Source organism: Iodobacter sp. CM08, assembly GCF_033446605.1.
In the GTDB taxonomy this organism is placed as follows: Bacteria; Pseudomonadota; Gammaproteobacteria; order Burkholderiales; family Chitinibacteraceae; genus Iodobacter.
In genome coordinates, this window is sequence record NZ_JAWQUO010000005.1 from 99,914 (window position 1) to 120,170 (window position 20,257).

Annotated in this window: 18 protein-coding genes; 1 reads left to right on the top strand and 17 read right to left on the bottom strand. The window is 48.6% G+C overall.

The genetic code is table 11. From position 1 onward, the window contains the following. Positions 1-415: 415 nt before the first annotated feature. The 15 genes from R6242_RS04040 to ndk form a co-directional block, all read right to left on the bottom strand. Positions 416-1,711 carry an adenylosuccinate synthase gene (locus R6242_RS04040; protein WP_293937050.1) on the bottom strand — a complete coding sequence of 432 codons (1,296 nt, stop codon included), beginning with the start codon at positions 1,709-1,711 and terminating at the stop codon, positions 416-418. A gap of 117 nt (positions 1,712-1,828) precedes the next feature. After that, entirely contained in the window at positions 1,829-2,980 is a 1,152-nt protein-coding gene (locus R6242_RS04045; RefSeq protein ID WP_318424058.1) for an ATP phosphoribosyltransferase regulatory subunit, read from the bottom strand. Positions 2,981-3,247: 267 nt separating this feature from the next. Beyond that, complete coding sequence (hflC, locus tag R6242_RS04050) at positions 3,248-4,117, bottom strand: protease modulator HflC (protein ID WP_293937052.1); 870 nt, start codon at positions 4,115-4,117, stop codon at positions 3,248-3,250. A gap of 12 nt (positions 4,118-4,129) precedes the next feature. Further along, positions 4,130-5,299 (bottom strand): FtsH protease activity modulator HflK, encoded by a 1,170-nt coding sequence (gene hflK, locus R6242_RS04055; protein ID WP_318424061.1) that lies wholly within the window; start codon positions 5,297-5,299, stop codon positions 4,130-4,132. Further along, the gene (hflX, locus tag R6242_RS04060; protein WP_318424064.1) at positions 5,286-6,410 is read right to left on the bottom strand and encodes a GTPase HflX; all 1,125 of its coding nucleotides are present in this window, start codon (positions 6,408-6,410) and stop codon (positions 5,286-5,288) included. The genes hflK and hflX overlap by 14 nt, the downstream gene beginning before the upstream one ends. A gap of 127 nt (positions 6,411-6,537) precedes the next feature. Beyond that, the gene (gene hfq, locus R6242_RS04065) at positions 6,538-6,804 is read right to left on the bottom strand and encodes an RNA chaperone Hfq (RefSeq protein WP_293937062.1); all 267 of its coding nucleotides are present in this window, start codon (positions 6,802-6,804) and stop codon (positions 6,538-6,540) included. Positions 6,805-7,061: 257 nt separating this feature from the next. After that, positions 7,062-8,453, bottom strand: coding sequence for a ribosome biogenesis GTPase Der (gene der, locus R6242_RS04070; protein WP_318424069.1), 1,392 nt, complete (start codon positions 8,451-8,453; stop codon positions 7,062-7,064). Continuing rightward, on the bottom strand, positions 8,454-9,593 hold the full coding sequence (bamB, locus tag R6242_RS04075; protein ID WP_318424071.1) for an outer membrane protein assembly factor BamB: 1,140 nt from the start codon (positions 9,591-9,593) through the stop codon (positions 8,454-8,456). Continuing rightward, positions 9,593-10,225 (bottom strand): tetratricopeptide repeat protein, encoded by a 633-nt coding sequence (locus R6242_RS04080; RefSeq protein ID WP_318424074.1) that lies wholly within the window; start codon positions 10,223-10,225, stop codon positions 9,593-9,595. The genes bamB and R6242_RS04080 overlap by 1 nt, the downstream gene beginning before the upstream one ends. Before the next feature lie 3 nt (positions 10,226-10,228). After that, positions 10,229-11,503 carry a histidine--tRNA ligase gene (hisS, locus tag R6242_RS04085; protein WP_318424076.1) on the bottom strand — a complete coding sequence of 425 codons (1,275 nt, stop codon included), beginning with the start codon at positions 11,501-11,503 and terminating at the stop codon, positions 10,229-10,231. 143 nt (positions 11,504-11,646) lie between these two features. Continuing rightward, the gene (ispG, locus tag R6242_RS04090) at positions 11,647-12,924 is read right to left on the bottom strand and encodes a flavodoxin-dependent (E)-4-hydroxy-3-methylbut-2-enyl-diphosphate synthase (protein ID WP_318424079.1); all 1,278 of its coding nucleotides are present in this window, start codon (positions 12,922-12,924) and stop codon (positions 11,647-11,649) included. Between the two features lie 4 nt (positions 12,925-12,928). Then, complete coding sequence (locus R6242_RS04095) at positions 12,929-13,813, bottom strand: RodZ domain-containing protein (RefSeq protein WP_318424082.1); 885 nt, start codon at positions 13,811-13,813, stop codon at positions 12,929-12,931. Between the two features lie 13 nt (positions 13,814-13,826). Then, positions 13,827-14,564: a type IV pilus biogenesis/stability protein PilW gene (pilW, locus tag R6242_RS04100; protein ID WP_318424084.1), complete on the bottom strand. Its 738-nt coding sequence runs from the start codon at positions 14,562-14,564 to the stop codon at positions 13,827-13,829. Then, positions 14,561-15,721: a 23S rRNA (adenine(2503)-C(2))-methyltransferase RlmN gene (gene rlmN, locus R6242_RS04105; protein WP_318424087.1), complete on the bottom strand. Its 1,161-nt coding sequence runs from the start codon at positions 15,719-15,721 to the stop codon at positions 14,561-14,563. The genes pilW and rlmN overlap by 4 nt, the downstream gene beginning before the upstream one ends. Positions 15,722-16,004: 283 nt before the next feature. After that, entirely contained in the window at positions 16,005-16,430 is a 426-nt protein-coding gene (ndk, locus tag R6242_RS04110) for a nucleoside-diphosphate kinase (RefSeq protein WP_046349887.1), read from the bottom strand. 556 nt (positions 16,431-16,986) lie between these two features. On the opposite strand from ndk, the gene R6242_RS04115 reads away from it, so the two are divergent. Further along, positions 16,987-17,736, top strand: a complete 750-nt coding sequence (locus R6242_RS04115) for an SPOR domain-containing protein (protein ID WP_318424093.1) — start codon at positions 16,987-16,989, stop codon at positions 17,734-17,736. A 77-nt stretch (positions 17,737-17,813) separates the two neighbouring features. Here the strand turns inward: R6242_RS04115 and R6242_RS04120 are convergent, their stop codons facing one another. Together R6242_RS04120 and alaC are read right to left on the bottom strand one after the other, a co-directional pair. Continuing rightward, entirely contained in the window at positions 17,814-18,842 is a 1,029-nt protein-coding gene (locus R6242_RS04120) for a D-alanine--D-alanine ligase (protein ID WP_318424095.1), read from the bottom strand. Positions 18,843-19,025: 183 nt separating this feature from the next. Continuing rightward, positions 19,026-20,228, bottom strand: a complete 1,203-nt coding sequence (gene alaC / locus R6242_RS04125; protein ID WP_318424098.1) for an alanine transaminase — start codon at positions 20,226-20,228, stop codon at positions 19,026-19,028. Between the last annotated feature and the right edge of the window lie 29 nt (positions 20,229-20,257).

The following is a 20,257-nucleotide window of genomic DNA, read 5'->3' on the forward strand; positions in this document are numbered from 1 at the left end:
ACAAATATTAATAAAAAAAGCATGAAACCACCGCAATCTCAAGTAACAAATATTCATTCTCAACAATAAAGCCAGATATTCACTATGGATTACGACAAAAAGAGGCCATAAATTGAACTAAATGGCTTGTACAAAGCAAGCACTCCTCCCACGATAAAAACAAAAAAGCCAAAGAGTAGACCCAAAAATCTTGGCCACACGAACTTAATCGCTCCTTTTAACTCAGAGCAAGCCCCCCCCATTACACCCAACTAAACCCAGCGCCACCGATACAAGAATGAGTATAAATTCAGAACAAAAAAAGGGCTGATTTCTGTGCAGCACAGAAATCAGCCCTTTATAGGCAGCAATCAAGTCAAACAACCAAACTATTTAACTATCAACTCAAACCTTTATTTAAGCTAAAACATTGTATTTATCCGTTATATGGGTGACGCAATACGATAGTTTCATCGCGATCAGGGCCAGTAGAAATGATATCCACCGGCGCTTCGCAGATTTCTTCAATACGCTTCAGATAAGCGCGCGCATTGGCCGGCAGACCTTCTAACGTTGTTACGCCAACTGTTGATTCTGACCAACCGGGCATTTGCTCATAAACTGGCTCGCAACGTGCAATTTGCTCTGCACCAATTGGCAAGATATCGATCAGCTGGCCATCCAGCATATAACCCGTACAAATACTGATGGTTTCGATGCTATCCATCACATCTAACTTTGTAACGCATAGGCCAGACACACCATTAATTTGGATGGAGCGTTTCAGCGCAGCCGCATCAAACCAACCACAACGACGAGCGCGGCCGGTTACCGAACCAAACTCATGCCCGCGCGAAGCAAGGCCTGCACCTACTTCATCAAACAATTCAGTAGGGAAAGGGCCAGAGCCCACGCGCGTTGTGTAAGCCTTAACAATACCCAATACATATTGCAGCATTTGTGGGGCAACACCAGCCCCTGCCGAAGCTGCGCCCGCTACGCAATTGCTCGATGTTACGTAAGGATAGGTACCGTGATCGATATCCAACAAAGTACCCTGCGCACCCTCAAACAGCAGTGGCTGGCCAGCTTTATTCATGTCGTAAAGCGTGCGTGAAACATCAGCCAACATCGGCTTGATGCGTTCTGCATAGGCCAGGGCTTCGTCATAAACCGTTTGAAAATCGATCTCTGCAGCTTTGAAATAATTTTTCAGCGCAAAGTTGTACCAGTCGAGGTTTTCTTTCAACTTGGCGGCAAAGCGCTCTGGATGATACAAATCTTGCAAACGGATAGAACGACGGGCAATTTTGTCTTCGTACGCAGGGCCAATACCACGGCCTGTTGTACCAATTTTCATCTCGCCTTTTGCTGCTTCACGCGCCTGATCAATGGCAATGTGATACGGTAAAATCAAAGGACAAGCCTCTGAAATACGCAAACGGCTAGCAACATCCACGCCAGCAGCTTCTAGCTCATCAATTTCTTTCAGTAATGCTTCTGGCGAAATAACTACGCCATTACCAATAAAACATGCTTTGCCCGCATGTAAAATACCAGACGGAATTAGACGTAAGACGGTTTTCTTGCCGCCCACCCACAGTGTATGACCGGCATTGTGACCGCCCTGAAAACGAACCACGCCTTGTGCATGATCAGTCAACCAGTCAACGATCTTGCCTTTACCTTCGTCACCCCACTGGGTACCAATCACGACCACATTTCTGCTCATGCCAAACCTCACTATTAAAACCAAAGTAAGCAAAACACGCTTATATAATTAACGCGCAATGCACTAACTGGCGCGCCCCACTTCTGGGGCAAACACACTCAAGAAACTAAAATAGACCTATGCTTTTGCAAGCGGAGCCAGCTGCCATTGCCCATCCAGCAATTTAAGCTCGCGATCAACACTCACTTCAGATAAAACCACACCCAAATCAACCATGACGATTTCGCCAGCGCTGCGCAATTCACGAATCGCAAGCAGCAAAGCTGCATCATCCCCACTCGGAGCCAATATTCCTGCGCGCAAACAAGGAAACGGCAGCGCAGAAAACTCACGCAAATCCATACTAAAGCCGGTTGCCGGCCGTGAACGACCAAATTTTTCGCCCACACTATCATAGCGGCCACCACGGGCAACCGCGTTGGTGAATCCTTTTGCATACGCGGCAAAAACTAAACCGGTATGGTAATAACTGCTGCGTAATTCAGACAAATCAAAGTGCGCGGCAATGCCACGCAACTGCAAGGCGGCGGTGAGTTGCTCCAAGCTATCAAGTGCCGCCAATATTTTTGGCAACTGGGGTAGCTTTGCCCGTGCAGCAGCCAGCACTTCGCTACTGCCATAAAAAGAAGGAAGCAGTAATAAGCCTGCCTGTAAATCTGCGGGGATGCCTGCCGTTGTTTCACGAATAGTGGCGACATCTTTTTGCTGCAGAGCAGCAAACACTTCCGCGCGCTGGTTACCCTGCAAACCCGCAGCATCAGCTAAAGCATCAAACAAACCAAGATGGCCAATATCCAAACGTGGTGCACTTAAGCCAGCCAAAGCCAAACTTGCAAACATCAGCTCCACCGCTTCTACATCGGCAGCCACACCCACACAGCCATATATTTCCGCCCCGATCTGCCGAGGCTCACGAGTCGACAACACGCCATCAGGCCGAGTATTCACCACTGATCCTGCGTAGCAAAGCCGAGCGACGCCTTGGCGATTCAAAATATGTGCATCAATTCTAGCCACTTGCGGGGTGATATCCGCGCGCAAACCCATTTGCCGGCCAGTTAACTCATCAACCAATTTAAATGTTTTCAAATCAAGCGCACTGTCATCTTGTGTAAACAAAGACTCCACATACTCAATCAGTGGCGGGGCAACTTGCTCGTAACCATAGCAGGCAAATAGATCAAGCACCTTGCGCCGCAACGCCTCAATCTGCCGAGCTTCTGAAGGCAAAACGTCGGAAATATACTCGGGTAGTATCCAATTACGCATTTAGTTTTCTTCAAACAAAGGCCCGCCCGTACTTGGTGTACGGTGCGGGCACAAGCATCGACTATTTGAAAGTTACTCTAAGCCATTTTAGATTAATGACTCGAGCCCCATGAAGCAATTCAAACAATCTATTAAAAGAGGTCTAGCCAAACAACAAGGCCAAACCTAAGAGCAATCATAAAGTTATTTTACCACCATTAAGGCCTGTGGTTTTTGCACTGAGCGAGCAAACTACAAATTCAGCACAAAAAACCAAACAGCAGCCACTTACTTCGCCTTAGGATTCTTCATATATTTAAAGAATTCTGAGCTAGGATCAACCACCATCACATCGCTCTTCTTGGCAAAGCTTTGCTTATAAGCATCCATGCTCTTATAGAAAGCATAGAATTCTGGATTACGCCCGTAAGCCTCACCATATATAGCAGCGGCTTTGGCATCGCCCTCACCCTTGATTTGCTGGGCTTTGTTATAAGCATTCGCCAGTGTGACTTCGCGCTGACGATCCGCATCGGCTTTGATTTTTTCAGCTTCAGCCGAGCCTTCAGCACGCATTTGATTTGCAACCGCTTTACGCTCGGACTGCATACGCTCATAAACAGAATTGAGCGTGGCATCTTCTAGCTCAACGCGCTTGATGCGCACGTCAATCACTTGCACGCCAATACGGGCCGCATCAGAATCAGCCACTTTGCGGACTGTATCCATAACTTCATCACGCTTACCTGAAATCACGTCTTGCACCGTGCGTTTACCAAACTCATCGCGCAGCATATTGTTTACTGTATTACGTAAACGCTCTACTGCCTTACGTTGATCAACACCGACTGCCTTGTAGTATTTCTCTACATCGACGATTTTCCACTTAATAAAGCTATCCACTTTAACGTTCATTTTTTCAATTGTTTGGATACGCGCAGGCGTTTCTTCATCAATCGTTAAAATGCGCTTATCAAAGTAGCGAACATCTTGCAATAAAGGGATTTTAAAGTTAATCCCTGGGTTTTTAATAACCCGAACCGCTTCAGAAAACTGGAATACCACCGCATATTGGCGCTGATCAACAGTAAAGAATGACAATGAGAATACAAACAAAGCCAATAACACCAAGGCTAAAGTAGAAAGAACTCGATTCATGCTGCTCTCCCCTTAGCGGCCGTCGCGCGTTGAAGCGCGAACATTACGATTAACAGCATCATTCGCTGCAGCAGGCTCAGACACTTTAGCCGCTTCTGCCGAAGCAGGAGCCGCCGCTGGTGTGGTCATTTGCATCAATTTATCCAAGGGCAAGTAGAGCAGATTGCCATTTGATTTTTGATCAATTAGCAATTTAGTGGTGTTCTGGAACACCTGCTGCATAGTGTCAAAATACATCCGGTCTCGTGTGACTTGAGGCGCTTTTGCATATTCTGTCGCTACCTGCTTAAAGCGAGATGCATCACCTTCTGCCTGCGAAACTACGCGTGAGCGGTAACCTTCTGACTCTTCAGAAAGACGTGCTGCCATACCGCCGGCCTTAGGGATCACATCATTTGCGTAAGCCGTACCCTCATTAATCAAACGCGCCTTGTCTTGACGCGCTTTAACCGCATCAGAGAACGCAGCTTGCACTTGATCAGGCGGCTGTACATCAGAAATATTCACTCGTGAAACAGCCACACCTACGCCATAACGATCCAGCAGGTTTTGGACGATTTCCTTGGTATCTTCACCGATTTTACCGCGACCTTCATTAAGCACGTAATCAACTTTATTTTTACCCACCACTTCACGGATGGCTGTTTGGGCAATTTGCTTGACCAAATCTTTAGCATCACGATCGGTAGTACGGTTAAAGAACACAAAGTCATGCGCTGATTTGAGGTTGTATTGCACTTCAAGCCGAACTTCAAGAATATTTTGGTCGCCCGTTAGCATCATCGATTCGTCTCCAGCACGGCCTTCACCACCTGGTGTGCCGACTTCAAGGCTACGAATTTCAGTCATGTTCACGATTTCACGTGATTCAATAGGCCAAGGCAGATGCCAATGCAAACCTGGCTTTTCTACCGTTTCTACATAACGGCCAAAACGCATGATCACCGCATTTTCACGCTCATCAACCACATAAAACCCAGATGCGGCCCAAAGCACGGCCACAGCAACCGCTACGACAACGGCAGCACCTGCACCAGCGCGGCTACTACCACCGCTAGGCGGCTGGGGTGAGCCATCTCCGCCGAATAGGCGAGAGATTTTGCTGGTGATATTTCGAATAATTTCATCCAGATCAGGCGGGCCATTACGGCGACCGCCCCATTGCGGGTCATTTTGACTCATTAGTTAACTCAGCTGTTTTTAGTGGATGGCTTAAAGCCTCAAGCAGCGCGGCGCGAAGTGCATCGAGCCCTGTCCCTTGGGTAGCACTCAAACGCACGGCGCAAATTCTACCATACTCGTCATGATCAACACTCGGAGGCATGTCGCGCAGATCAATCTTATTATTGACCATCAATTGTGGAATATGTTCCGCACCAATCTCACTTAATACTTTATTCACCTCAATAATCTGCATATCACGCAATGGATGATTCACATCCACCACATGCAGCAGTAAATCGGCTTGAATCGTTTCTTCTAAAGTAGCATGAAATGCTGCGACTAAAGTATGCGGCAATTGCCGAATAAAACCCACGGTATCCGACAATACAATCGAATGCTCTGGATCAAGATAAAGCTTTCTAGATGTTGTATCTAATGTTGCAAACAATTGATCCGCAACATAAATCTTTGATTTAGTTAATGCATTAAATAGCGACGATTTACCCGCATTAGTATAGCCAACAATAGCCACACTAAACTGCCGATTACGCTCACGCGCTCGGCGCTGGGTAGCACGTTGCTTTTGCACCGTAATCAATTGATCTTTTAGGCGCTTAACCCGTGTACCAAGCAAACGGCGATCGGTTTCTAGCTGAGATTCACCTGGCCCACGCATGCCAATCCCACCTTTTTGTCTTTCAAGGTGAGTCCAACCGCGGATAAGCCGAGTAGAAATATGCGACAACTGCGCTAATTCAACTTGCAATTTCCCTTCTGCAGTACGCGCACGCTGAGCAAAAATATCTAAAATCAGCGTAGTACGATCCACAACTCGACATTGCAATACTTTTTCTAAGTTTCGTTCTTGCGAAGGGGAAAGAGCATGGTTAAAAATAACCAACTCCGCTTCGTGAACGCGCACTACTTCAGCAATTTCTTGAACCTTACCGGTGCCTGCAAAATAAGCACGATCTGGCCTACTGCGCTTACCCTCTACGGTTGCAAGAATATTTGCACCCGCACTTTCTACCAGTTGAACGAATTCCTCAACACCATCTTGATAATCCACCTCACCAAAATCAAGGCAAACCAAGACAGCCCTGTCTCCACCCTTATGGCGCTCAAACATGCATGACCTTTTAATCAAAAACACCGTGCCAAGCTGTTTAGCTCAACACAAAAAACCCCGAAAGACCCAGTCAATCGGGGTTTTTAAACTGTACTACCGTCTATACCTAATGGATCGACAAGATCTATCAAGCATCAACCACTACATCAACAGGAGGCAATTGCCCAGCATGTTCATGTGGAATAGAAACAGGGCGAGAAGGCACAACAGTTGAAATCGCGTGCTTGTAAACCATTTGCGTTACGTTATTACGCAACAAAACAACGTACTGGTCAAAAGACTCGATTTGCCCCTGTAATTTAATCCCATTCACCAAGTAGATGTAAACAGGCACATGCTCTTTACGCAGTACATTCAAGAATGGGTCTTGCAACATTTGCCCCTTAGCGCTCATTATTTTTTTCTCCAAATTCTTGTTATATCTTGATAGAGACAGTTGGGTCTTACGCTTGTCAGTCCGATGAAAACTTAGCAAAAAGCACACAAGATCAATCAATAAAGGAGAAAACCATTATTTATTAGCGATAAATAGCGGCATTACCCCCCTCTTCCTTGCTTATTTGCTTTTACGCTTCGTTTTGCAACGGACTGTTATAGTACAAAATGCATTCTATGCCAAGTGCAAAAATTCCGAAATACTTTCAGACTTTATCAGCGTTTACCGTATTTTTTAGGTTTACTACCCTTCAGATGCAGCATTGGCATTGCTTTAGCACCGGTCGGTTTTTTGTGCTCGTAAGGATTAACGTTCTTTTTAAACTGCACACGCAACGGTGTACCTTGCAAATTGAACATCTTCATAAAATGATGCTCAAGATAGCGCCAATAAGAGTCTGGCACTTTTTCCAAAGCATTACCGTGCACAATCACCACAGGCGGATTAGTACCACCCTGATGGCAATAACGCATTTTAGGGCGAATTTTGCCAGCAAGCGGTGGTTGTTGACGCTCAAGAGCGATTTCCAAACCACGCGTGAGCTTAGGTGTAGGAATTTTAATCATTGCAGCGGCATAAGCTTGGTCAATTGAGGCAAATAAATCGCCCACGCCTTGGCCTTTTAACGCTGAAATATAATGGAATTTGGCGAATTCCAGAAAGCCCAATTTACGATCAATTTCGCGCTTGATCATGTCTTTTTGGAACTGATCTGTGGATTCCCACTTATTGATCGCCACCACCAAGGCACGGCCTGTTTCCAGCACAAAGCTAGCAATACGTGCGTCTTGATCCGAGACTTCTTGAGTTGCGTCTAACACCAAAACCGCCACGTTAGCGTCTTCAACCGCTTGCATGGTTTTGATAACCGAGAATTTCTCGATTACATCGGTGACTTTGCCGCGCTTACGCACACCGGCAGTATCAATAATGGTGTAGTTGCGATCATTGCGATCAAATTCAATGTAAATCGAATCCCGCGTTGTGCCCGGCTGATCGAAGGCAATCACACGCTCTTCACCCAAAATGGCATTCACCAAGGTGGATTTACCCACATTAGGACGACCAATAACGGCAAATTTGGGGTGATCAATATCTTCTTCTGGCTCAGGTTCAGGGAAGGCTTCCAGAATTTCATTGAATAGCAGACGTACGCCTTCACCGTGCGATGCGGAGATCGCGACGGGATGGCCTAAGCCCAATTCAAAGAAATCGGCACAGACCACGGAGGCATTCATCCCCTCCACCTTGTTCACCGCAACCCAAACTGGGCAGGTGGACTGGCGTAAGCGATTAGCAATAATTTTATCTTGCGGGGTAATGCCGTTACGACCATCCACAATAAAGACAATGCAATCGGCTTCGTCGACGGCTTGCAGCGTTTGCCGCGCCATTTCGAACATGATGCCTTCATCAACCACGGGTTCAAAACCACCCGTATCAACAACAAGGTAAGGCTTTTCGCCAACCAGACCGTGCCCGTAGTGACGGTCACGCGTCAGGCCTGGAATATCGTGAACAAGTGCGTCGCGCGATTTGGTCAGTCGGTTAAATAGCGTGGACTTTCCGACGTTGGGACGACCAACCAGCGCAATTGTAGGTTTCATTTATTTAGCGCCCTGCTTTAGGCCTATTGAAAAAACATTACCAGCGAGCGTTTGCATAATGAAATGCTCGCCAGCGACAAGCGGAGAAACAGCGATACGTGCGCCATCTGTAGCCAGTTGAGCGACAAAACTACCGTCTTCCGTATTTAAATAATGGGTATAGCCTTCAAAATCAGCCACAACCAAATATTTACCCAGCAAGGCCGGAGCCGAGACTGAGCGAGCAGCCAATTTATCTTGACGCCAAACACTACGGCCACTGTCACGCTCAAAGGCGTTGACATTACCCGCAGCATCTACCGCATAGACATAGCGATAATCCATCGCTAAACCAGACCAGCTCGATAATTCACGTGTCCAAGCGGCACTGCCACTTGCTGCATCAAAGCAGGCAACACGCCCCTGATAGGCAACGGCGCAAACCATACGGCCATCTACTACAGGAGGTGCCACCACATCGGTGACACGTTCAAGCTCAGTCGCGCCACGCGGAACTGCCACAGGGCTATCCCACTTTACACGACCGTCTTGCAATGAGAGGGCAACTAAACGCCCACCCGACATACCAGCATAAACCACATCACCAGAAATAGTGACGGCGGCATAGTTTCGTAAAATTAATGAAGGCAATTGCTTTTGGTATTGCCACAACTGTTTGCCATCTGCACCCGCATAGGCACTGATTCGACCATCACCGGTTTTAACCACCACAATGCCATTACTTACAGCAGGAGGTGCCATAATTTCGCTAGAAGCTTGCGTTTTCCAGAGGAATTTTCCAGTACGATCATAGGCAAGCACTACGCCCTTAATAGAGCCTACCGCCACGACATCTGCACCTAGACCAACACCACCGGCAATGGCTTGCTCAGTTTTGATCTGCCAGCGGCTTTGCCCAGTCACAACATCCAAAGCTTGCAGCTTATCAGGTGCGCCAGCAACCACTAGTAGCTCAGCATCGACAGCCGGTACAAAGCGGAACAATGTTTTGTCACCAACCGATGCACGCCATTGGGTCGTCACAGGCAATGTTTGCGCCACAACGGGCAAAGGCGATGGCTCTGGTGCATTGCTAACCGTGCCGCAAGCAGATAAAGCCAGTACAGAAGACGCTACAACAATGCGATAAAGAGCTTGCATTAAGAATTCCCCAGAGCTTCCAGTTTCACTTCCACGAATTTCACGTTTGGCGCATCTTTTGGCAATTTAGCTACGGCTTGCTTGTAAGACTCACGCGCAGCGACTTTATCACCCTTCAATAGCAATACATCGCCTTTAGCCTCAAAGAACAAACCTGCAAAACCATTTTCTTCATTCGATTTTAATGTGAGCAAAGCATCGTCAAACTTTTTTTGATCTAATTGCACAGCGGCTAAACGTAGACGTGCGGCATCGCGTAAGCCCGCTTCTTTAGCACTAGCAATCACCCACTGCAATTGAGTGATTGCTGTGGGTGCATCGCCAGCGCTGAGGCTGGTTTTTGCCAACAACAGCGCAGCACGTGGTGTATACGCTGAGCTGGCGTACTCTTTTTTCAATGACTCAACCGCCGTTTTAAGCTTAGCTACGTCTTTTGCCTCGGCCAGTTTATCAAGCTCTGCATATAACACCCCCGCTTTAGCGGATTGTGATTCTACGTAAGCGTTCCAGCCCTTCCAAGCCGAATATCCCACCAAAACAATCAGCAAACCCACTGCAATAGACTTACCCCAACCATCCCAGAAGGCTTTGATTTCGGCAATTTGTTCTTGTTCTTGTAGATCGAAAGCCATTTTTTACTTCCCTTCACTTGAGATAATCAATGCAAGTTCAGCCAAAGCCACCGTGCGTTGTTCGCCCGCGCCTTCGCCATTGAGTGTTTTTATATTGGCGGTGTTTGCCTCGGCCTCGGCCTCACCAATCACCACCGCAAACCGTGCTTGGCTGGCATCCGCTTTTTTAAACTGAGATTTAAAACTACCACCACCACAGTGTAAAAGCACATTAAGCCCAGTAGCCCGTAGCTGCTGAGCCGTTACAAAGGCCAAACGCCCAGCGGCATCGCCTAAGTGCACAATATAAGCATCAGGAGCAACCACAGGAACCGGCACGGCTTGTTCTTCAAGCAGCAGTAAGATACGCTCGATCCCCATCCCAAAACCCACCGCAGGGCAAGGTTTGCCACCCAGCATTTCAACCAAGGTGTCGTAGCGGCCACCAGCAGCAATGGTACCTTGCGAGCCTAAATCTGTAGTCACCCACTCAAACACGGTGCGATTGTAGTAATCAAGGCCACGCACTAGCCGCGCATTCACCTTATAAGCAATCCCTGCAGCATCCAGCAAGGCTTTTACACCTTCGAAGTGCTGACGTGAATCGTCACCCAGAAAATCGATTAGCTTAGGAGCGTTTTCTGCCATTTCTTGTAAGGCTGGGTTTTTAGTATCAAGAACCCTTAGCGGATTGGTGTACAGACGGCGCTTACCGTCTTCATCCAAGATATCTGTGAATTCTTCTAGGTAGGCAATCAACGCTTCGCGATGCGCGGCGCGCTCTTCCTTATCACCCAAGGAATTGATTTCTAGACTGACGTTTTTTAAGCCAAAGCGCGCCCAAAGATCCGCCAACATCAAAATCACTTCGGCATCAACATCAGGTGTCGCCATGCCAAAGGCCTCAACACCAATTTGATGAAACTGACGATAGCGGCCCTTTTGTGGGCGCTCATGGCGATACATCGGGCCCATATACCAAAGGCGTTGCGTTTGGTTGTAAAGCAGGCCGTGCTCTACACAGGCACGCACACAACCCGCAGTACCTTCTGGGCGCAGCGTTAGTTTTTCACCATTGAGCTTGTCTTCAAAGGAATACATTTCCTTTTCAACGATATCGGTATACTCCCCAACACCACGCACAAAGAGATGCGTCGATTCAACAATCGGCATCCGAATATTTTTGTAACCATACGCAGCCAGCCAATCACGCGTTACCTGTTCAAAATAAAGCCATGCAGGTGACGCATCCGGCAGAACATCGTTCATGCCGCGAATACCTTGAATCTGATTTGACATTGAATTTACTATGTAGGGTGGACATGTTTACATGCCCACGCAGTTTCGGATGATGGGCAGCTTACTCATACCCACACGGCAAATTATATACATCTAATAGCAGTGGGCAAAAACACCTTGCCCACTCCACATATCACCTTTGCTTAAACCACCTTCAGCGCAATCACCTTAGGCTTGACTTCCTGACGCTTAGCGCCGCCCTCAGCATAACGGGTCTGCACATAATCAAGCACAATGGCTTGAAACTCGGTACTGATTTGATCGCCCTTTAAGGTCACGGTTTTTTCACCATCTACGTAGACAGGGCATACAGGGATTTCACCCGTTCCTGGCAAGGAAATGCCAATATCTGCCAGCTTGGATTCGCCAGGACCATTCACCACACAGCCCATCACCGCCACCGTCATATCGGCGACCCCTGGATACTGCAAGCGCCAAATGGGCATTTGCTCGCGCAAAAAGCTTTGGATACTGGATGCTAATTCTTGGAACACCGTTGAAGAGGTACGGCCGCAGCCTGGGCATGCAGTCACAAGCGGCGTAAACGAGCGCAAACCCATGGTTTGTAATATTTCTTGCGCCACAATAATTTCAGTACGCCTATCCCCACCCGGCTCTGGCGTCAGGGAAATACGAATGGTATCGCCAATGCCTTCTTGCATCAGCACGGACAAGGCCGCAGTGGATGCCACAATGCCTTTTGAGCCCATGCCCGCTTCGGTCAAGCCCAAATGCAGCGGATAATCACAACGTGCGGCCAAAGAGCGATAAACCGAGATCAAATCTTGCACATGCGATACTTTGCACGACAATAAAATTTGATTGGGGTCCAGCCCCCAGCCAATCGCCTGATCTGCGGATTCCAGCGCCGAAACAATCAAGGCCTCACGCATCACCGCATCCGCAGACAAAGGCTGAGCCAGCTTTGCATTGGCATCCATTAATTTAACGACAACGCTTTGATCTAAAGAACCCCAGTTCACACCAATGCGAACTGGTTTTTTATACTTAATCGCCTGCTCAATCATAAACGCGTATTTTTCATCGCGCTTACTGCCTTTGCCAACATTACCAGGGTTAATTCGATACTTAGCCAAAGCTTGCGCACAATCTGGGTAATCTCGCAGCAAGCGATCGCCATTAAAGTGAAAATCTCCCACTAGTGGCACATCACAACCCATCGCGTCTAAATTAGCACGGATCGTGGCCACCTGAGCCGCCGCTTCTGGGCTATTTACCGTAATGCGTACCACTTCAGAGCCCGCTTTCCATAGTTCATACACCTGCTTGGTTGTAGCAGCGGCATCAGCAGTATCGGTATTGGTCATGGACTGCACCACAACCGGATGGTCTGACCCCACCCAGACATTGCCAATCTGAACTTGGCGCGTTTTGCGGCGGGGGATTGAAATCGTTGTCATTGGTTTATTTCAGCTCAAAAGTAGCGACATCGCCGCGAGTATAAGAAGTTAAATCCACGGCTTGATTACGATAAATAAGTTGGGTATGTGGTGCATTACCAATTTTCAAACGGTAAGGTGGCACACCAGAAACGCTTTTAGCCACGCCGGGTTTGAGCAGTTCACTGACCAATTTAGTCCCAGCAGCGTCTTGCACTTGTACCCAAGAATCTTTCTGCACGGTAATGTTTAGCTCGCCAGTGGTTGCTGGCGCAGGAACAATCACCGCACTTGCACCCACTTTGGCTGCTGGCTCACTTGCCAATGCTGGTGTTTTTACCTCAGCGGCACTTGCCACTTGGCTAGCAGCAATAGCTTGCCCAATAACGGCGCTTGCTGCAGCTACCTCACTGGCCGTATCAACCACCACCAACTGCGGCAAAACAACAACGGGAGCAGAGGCTAAAAGCTCTGGCTGTGCGGGCTGCTGCAAATACCACATGACCCCACCCACGCCGCCCGCCAAACCAATTAGCACCACCAAGCCCAGTAGCCAAGAATTTGCCTTGCCGCCGCCCATAAATGGCACAGCGGTTTCCTCGTTCACCCGAGGCAAGGCCGCCTGTTGGCGCTCTACTGGCAGACACGCTTCTAAATAAGCTTGTAAGGGAGCCCATGGCAAATCTAACAGCCTAGCGTAATTGCGCACAAAACCACGCACAAATGTATTACCTGGCAACTCATCAAAACGCTCATTTTCAATGGCATCTATCTGACGATGTGTCAGCTTTAGCTGTCCCGCCACCTTATCGAGGCTATAACCCAGCTCAATACGGCGTGCTTTTAATGTGGCACCCGCAGAGATAGCGGCGCTTTGCGGTGCAGAAGAAGAATCAATTATCTCGGTCATACACATCCGTTAATCAATCATACGAACCGCTTAAGAGGCGGGCCATTTCTTGCGAATCGGGGAATTTCTTGCGTAATTGCTCTGCTAGTTTATTTTCAGCGTCTTTATTAGCAAATTGATGTTCTAGCTGCACCCCTAACCAAAGCAATTCAGGAGTGGCTGGCGTTAATCTTTGTAATTCTAAATAGTAGCGCCTAGCCAGTACAGCATCTTTATTACGCATGCCAAATTCAACCAACTTAGCTCTGGCCGCTAAGCTATCTGGGCGAATCCGTAAAGCGCGCTCAAAATAGGTGCGCGCGCCCTCTTCATCTCCACTTTTTAATGCGCATTGTCCTGCGGCTAGCAATGATTTATCTGGCGTACTATATAACGCATTTTTTTGCGTAGCCAGCAGGTATTGAATCCCTTCTTTATGCTGGCCCTTTTGGCATAAATACCAACCAAAATTATGATTAATATCTGCGTCATTTGGGGACAACTGAACTGCACGTAAAAATGATTGTACGGCAGAGTCATCTTCACCCAATTCTGCATGAATCAGCGCCATAACATTATGCGCGGGGGCATAGGATGAATTAACCGCCAAAGCCTTGTTGACTTCTTCAATAGCAACGGCATATTGCCCGCGCTTTAAATACTCTGCCCCCAACTGCGTTCGCAACGACGCTCTATTCTCTTCCCCCTCTACAGCCAAGGCCATTGATGAGCAAAATAAAGCTATTGTCATTGCTAACGCGCGTAATTTCATGGATTGTCGCCACTCTGTGGATGAAAAATAATGGCTTGAGCATCACCCGCCAAGCGTTTTTCAACGCGGCGAGTTTTATCCAATACCTGCCCAGCTAATTGACCACAAGCTGCATCGATATCATCACCGCGTGTTTTACGCACTGTGGCAACGTAGCCTGCATTAATTAAAATATCACGGAAGCGTAAAATTGCATCCCTTGTTGAGCGCTTAAAGCCCGCATTGGGGAATGGATTAAACGGAATTAAATTAAATTTACATGGCACATCACGCACCAAAGCCACCAATTCACGCGCGTTTTCTACTGAGTCATTAATACCATCGAGCATCACATATTCAAAGGTAATGAAATCACGCGGGGCTTTTTCTAAGTAACGCGTACACGCTGCCAATAACTGATGCAGCGGGTATTTTTTATTAATAGGCACAATATCATCACGGATTCTATCATTAGGCGCGTGTAAGGACACGGCTAATGCCACTGGGCAATCTTCACGCAATCTGTCGATAGCGGGCACAATACCTGACGTAGACAGCGTAACACGGCGACGGGACAAGCCGTAAGCATTGTCATCTAGCATCAGTTTCATCGCCGCCACCACGTTATCGTAGTTAGCTAGCGGCTCGCCCATGCCCATCATCACCACATTAGATACGATGCGGGTATCGCCATTTCGATTATCCACCAAGCCTGCATCACCCAGCCGCGAAGCATCCAGTGACATCCGGCGATTGGCCCACCATAGCTGGCCAATAATCTCTGCCGTGCTTAAATTACGGTTAAACCCTTGGCGCGCCGTAGAGCAAAAGCCACAATCCAGCGCACAGCCTACTTGGCTAGATACGCATAAGGTACCGCGATCATCCTCAGGGATAAACACCGCCTCAACACCATTGCCTGTACCCACATCCAGCAGCCACTTGCGCGTGCCATCTTTGGCAATTTGCTCTGCCATCAAGGCAGGCGGGGTTACCGCCGCATCTAAGGCCAGCTTTTGCCGAAAAGATTTGGCGATATCGGTCATCGCATCAAAGTCCGGCTCGCCGCGCTGATGAATCCACTTCATCAGCTGCTTAGCGCGAAACGGCTTTTCGCCATATTGCGCCATCAACTCAGCCAAACCCGCCGCATCATAATCTAACAAATTAACTGACATTACTTTACTCACTTAAAAAATCCACCCACTCAAGCACTACAGGGAAACTCGAAAAAGCTATTTTTTGCTATAAGCTCGTACTTAAAAAAACGCCACCCTTGCTAAACCATAGGCAACCGTATTTTTTAAAGCTCGCCTTGCCTCATCAACTAAATAGGCTTTTCGAGGCGCCCTAAGCTGTGGAACTGTGCCAAGCAAACACTATGCAAATGGCACAGTAATCACAACAAACCACTAAAACAGCCCCTCGGTGGCAAAATGTTCTACCAAGGGGCTACTTATATTAGCGGCTGTAAACTTCGCTTGATGCGAAGAAGTAAGCGATTTCGATGGCTGCATTTTCAGCGGAATCAGAACCGTGTACTGCATTTGCATCGATAGAATCAGCGAAATCAGCACGGATAGTGCCAGCAGCCGCTTCTTTAGGATTAGTTGCGCCCATCAGGTCACGATTCTTCAAGATAGCGCCTTCGCCTTCTAACGCTTGAATCATGACTGGACCTGAGATCATAAAGTTCACAAGGTCGTTAAAGAAAGGGCGTGCTGCGTGTACAGCGTAGAAGCCTTCGGCTTCAGCGCGTGATAATTGTTTCATTTTAGCGGCTACAACCTTTAAGCCAGCTGATTCGAAACGATCGTAGATCTTACCGATAACATTTTTAGCAACTGCATCAGGCTTAACAATAGAAAGTGTGCGTTCGATAGTCATGTAATTCTCCAGAAAAGTGGTTTTATAGGTAAAACATTTGCAGCGCACAAAAAACTCGGCTAGCCTCCTTGTCAGCTACGCAAGCTGCGTAAGCTCAAAGCGACATCGATTCATTTCCCATGCATAAATACAATCTGCGGCGGGCCTAAAACAGCGGTATTTAACCGCGCTTTAGCCAGCAAAAATTGAATTAGCCGAACATTATAACAAATTCAAGCGAAATCGGCTGAGGAACTGTCTACCGCTGTGAAAGACTGCAAAAATTGAATATTCAGCAAGCACTGATCACAAATTAAAGAGAAACCAGCTGAGGAACTGTCTACCTCTGTGGAAGCACTGCAAAAATTGAATACCCAGCAAGCACTGATCACAAATTAAAGAGAAACCAGCTGAGGAACTGTCTACCGCGGTGGAAGACTGCAAAAATTGAATATTCAGCAAGCACTGATCACAAATTAAAGAGAAATCAACTAATGATCCGCCTACCGCTGTGAAAGCACTGCAAAAACTAAAAACTCAGCACTCCTCATATCATCAAACCAAGTGAAACCAGCAGATGAACGATCCACTCGACCCTATCTTGCAACAAGAATCACAGCGCCGCCTAAAAGTGCAGCTAGCATGGCGGCTAGGTATTGCCGCCACATTAATTGTGATCGCTCTATTTGGGATTAGCTGGTTAGATCGCCAACAAAGCGAAAAACCAGTAACAACTACGCCCACCCCTATCATTGCCCCACCTACCATAGAGCCTCTTGCGCCACCGACGGCGGCAGAACAAGCCACGGCAAGCCAAGCCAGTGAGGCCAGCAAAGCAGAAATCCCCAGCACTCCCGCACTCAGCTCTGCATCCGGCGTGATCGAAGGAGCAAGTCATCGCCCAAGCAACACACCTTCGCCCGCCCCTAGCTCAAAACCAAGCCTAAAGCTAGAAGGCATCAGCCCCACTAGCAAACCACTGGCAACGCTAGCGCCTAGCCCTGCCCCCGTCGCTCAACGCACACCCACGCCAGTCGCTACAACACCCGCCCCCAATATCACCACAGCCAGCCCTAGCAATATTGCCGCCACCGCAGTGCCATACCCTAGCAGCCAACACACACCAAATGGCTATACCGTGCAGGCAGGTGTCTTTTTACATGCAGAAAACGCAGGCAAATTACTGGCACAGCTTAAAACCGCTGGTGTACCCGCTTTTATAGAAACACGCGTACAAATCGGCCCATTTAAAGACAAAGCCTCCGCCGATGCGGCAGCAGATAAATTAAAACGCCTCGGCATTGCACCCGTTGTACGTGGCAACTAAGCGACCTTGTAGCTCGGCCACCTTGCCCGTGCGAATGATCTCGGTTTTACGCGCGGGCAAGAGTGCCACCTACACCTTCATTTAGCTGGCTGCAGCGCCAGTTGGCAAATTCGCTCACACAGCGCCGAAAAGGGAATCCCTGCTGCTGCGGCGGCCTGTGGAAACAAGCTGGTTTCGGTCATTCCTGGCAGGGTATTCACCTCTAAGCACCATAGCTGGCCCTGATCGTCCAGCCTGAAATCGCTACGACTGTAAGCCGACAATTTCAGCGCCTTATGCACAGTCAGCGCTAATTGCTGGGCGGCTTGGGCGATGTTGGTGGGCACGTCGGCGGGGAATACTTCATGCACCGCGCCGCGCTGGTATTTGCTGTGGTAATCAAAGGTATCTTGTGCGCCAAGCATAATCTCCCCTACCGGCAGCGCGACTTCATCCAGCACGCCAACGGTTATTTCCCGACCGGCAATAAAGCGCTCCAACATCACCTCCGCACCAAAAGCACGTGCATGCTCAATGGCAGTGGCCAAATGGTCTAGCTGATGCACCACAGTTAAACCTACCGTAGAGCCTTGAGTATTGGGTTTCACCACCAGTGGCAAGCCCAATTGGGCTTCAACTTCAGCAAAAAAGGTGGGGCTAAGCGCTTTAGGAGCCATTAACCACGGCGCGGTGGGCACGCCCGCCGCCACAAATAAACGCTTGGATAAATCCTTATCCATCGCCACCGCACTGGCTAGATGATGACTACCGGTGTACGCCAAGCCAGCCAGCTCTAACATGGCTTGCACCGTACCATCCTCGCCAGTGCCGCCGTGCAGGGCCAGAAAATACACATCCACACCCGCTAAATCACCGCCAGTAAAAGCGCTACGCGGCTCAGCGCGAATTAAAGCCAGCGCATCGGAATCTGGCGGCAAGATGGATACTTGCTGACTTAATAATTGTTGCTCCTCGGCGGCATTTAATAAACCGGATGCAGTATCCACTGCCAACACTTGATGACCCGCACTGCGTAATGCGGCAACAATCTGTGCGCCGCTGGCAATGGAAACATCACGCTCTTCGCTGCTACCGCCCAAGAGCACGGCAATTTTCATTTTATTCATAAGGCAATCCTAAAAACGAGGGCTGTAAAGCAATCTTATCAACTTGAAGAGCAAGCCATTGATCGACAAACCGGCTTATCCTAGGGCGGGTGTAAGCCCCATTTTTAGCATCGCTCGCGGGTTGCACCCGCCCTACACCTAGCTTAAGTTGATACGATTGAGCAGTAAGGCAAGCTTGCAAACTTAATCCAGCAAGCCATCGGCCTTAAACATGGCCTTGATTCCCCTGATGGCTTGACGGATACGCGACTCGTTTTCGATTAGAGCAAAGCGTACATAACCATCGCCGTAGTCTCCAAATCCAACGCCTGGCGAGACCGATACTTTGGCTTTTTCTAACAGCAGCTTGGCAAACTCCAGCGAGCCCATCTCGCGGTAAGCTTCAGGCAGCTCGGCCCAGATATACATCGATGCTTTGGGCTTCTCTACCATCCAGCCCGCTTCATGTAAGCCTTTGACCAGCACATCACGGCGGCTTTGATATTGTGCGGCGATGTCTTTTACGCACTGCTGATCGCCCTCTAGCGCGGCAATCGCGGCAATTTGCAGCGGCGTAAAGGTGCCGTAATCGTGGTAGCTTTTAATCCGCGCCAAAGCCGCTACCAGATCAGGGTTCCCCACCATAAAACCAATGCGCCAGCCCGCCATATTGTAGCTTTTGGATAAAGTGAAAAATTCGACGGCAATATCCTTCGCCCCTGGCACCTGCATAATCGACGGCGCTTTCCAACCATCAAATACAATATCGGCGTAAGCCAAATCGTGTACTACAAAAATATCGTGTTTTTTAGCTAGCGCGATCACACGTTCAAAAAAATCCAGCTCTACGCATTGCGCCGTTGGGTTGGATGGAAACCCCAAAACAATCATTTTAGGCTTAGGGTAGCTGCCCTTAATGGCCCGCTCCAGCTCGGCAAAAAAATCTACGCCCGGCGTCAGCGGCACGGAGCGGATATCCGCACCGGCAATCACCGCGCCGTAAATATGAATCGGATAACTAGGATCAGGCACCAACACCGTGTCACCCTTATCCAACGTTGCCAGCATCAGATGCGCCAGCCCTTCCTTAGAGCCAATCGTGACAATCGCCTCTGAATCCGCATCGATTTCCACCTGATAGCGATCCAAATACCAGCGGCTGATTGCTCGGCGTAAGCGCGGAATACCTTTAGAGGTTGAATAGCCATGGGTATCGGGCCGCTGCACCGCCTCAACCAGCTTGGCCACAATATGCGCAGGCGTGGCCCCGTCTGGGTTGCCCATCGACATATCAATAATGTCCTCGCCACGGCGACGAGCCGCCATTTTTAGCTCGGCAGTAATATTAAAAACATAGGGAGGAAGGCGATCGATACGCGCAAAGCTGCGCTTGCCTGAAGCAGACATAGAGTATTCCTTAAACGTAAGCGCCCGGA

Coding starts and splice junctions, on each gene's coding strand:
- R6242_RS04040 (WP_293937050.1), bottom strand. CDS start 1,711: ATGAGCAGAAATGTGGTCGTGATTGGTACCCAGTGGGGTGACGAAGGT.
- R6242_RS04045 (WP_318424058.1), bottom strand. CDS start 2,980: ATGCGTAATTGGATACTACCCGAGTATATTTCCGACGTTTTGCCTTCA.
- hflC (WP_293937052.1), bottom strand. CDS start 4,117: ATGAATCGAGTTCTTTCTACTTTAGCCTTGGTGTTATTGGCTTTGTTT.
- hflK (WP_318424061.1), bottom strand. CDS start 5,299: ATGAGTCAAAATGACCCGCAATGGGGCGGTCGCCGTAATGGCCCGCCT.
- hflX (WP_318424064.1), bottom strand. CDS start 6,410: ATGTTTGAGCGCCATAAGGGTGGAGACAGGGCTGTCTTGGTTTGCCTT.
- hfq (WP_293937062.1), bottom strand. CDS start 6,804: ATGAGCGCTAAGGGGCAAATGTTGCAAGACCCATTCTTGAATGTACTG.
- der (WP_318424069.1), bottom strand. CDS start 8,453: ATGAAACCTACAATTGCGCTGGTTGGTCGTCCCAACGTCGGAAAGTCC.
- bamB (WP_318424071.1), bottom strand. CDS start 9,593: ATGCAAGCTCTTTATCGCATTGTTGTAGCGTCTTCTGTACTGGCTTTA.
- R6242_RS04080 (WP_318424074.1), bottom strand. CDS start 10,225: ATGGCTTTCGATCTACAAGAACAAGAACAAATTGCCGAAATCAAAGCC.
- hisS (WP_318424076.1), bottom strand. CDS start 11,503: ATGTCAAATCAGATTCAAGGTATTCGCGGCATGAACGATGTTCTGCCG.
- ispG (WP_318424079.1), bottom strand. CDS start 12,924: ATGACAACGATTTCAATCCCCCGCCGCAAAACGCGCCAAGTTCAGATT.
- R6242_RS04095 (WP_318424082.1), bottom strand. CDS start 13,813: ATGACCGAGATAATTGATTCTTCTTCTGCACCGCAAAGCGCCGCTATC.
- pilW (WP_318424084.1), bottom strand. CDS start 14,564: ATGAAATTACGCGCGTTAGCAATGACAATAGCTTTATTTTGCTCATCA.
- rlmN (WP_318424087.1), bottom strand. CDS start 15,721: ATGTCAGTTAATTTGTTAGATTATGATGCGGCGGGTTTGGCTGAGTTG.
- ndk (WP_046349887.1), bottom strand. CDS start 16,430: ATGACTATCGAACGCACACTTTCTATTGTTAAGCCTGATGCAGTTGCT.
- R6242_RS04115 (WP_318424093.1), top strand. CDS start 16,987: ATGAACGATCCACTCGACCCTATCTTGCAACAAGAATCACAGCGCCGC.
- R6242_RS04120 (WP_318424095.1), bottom strand. CDS start 18,842: ATGAATAAAATGAAAATTGCCGTGCTCTTGGGCGGTAGCAGCGAAGAG.
- alaC (WP_318424098.1), bottom strand. CDS start 20,228: ATGTCTGCTTCAGGCAAGCGCAGCTTTGCGCGTATCGATCGCCTTCCT.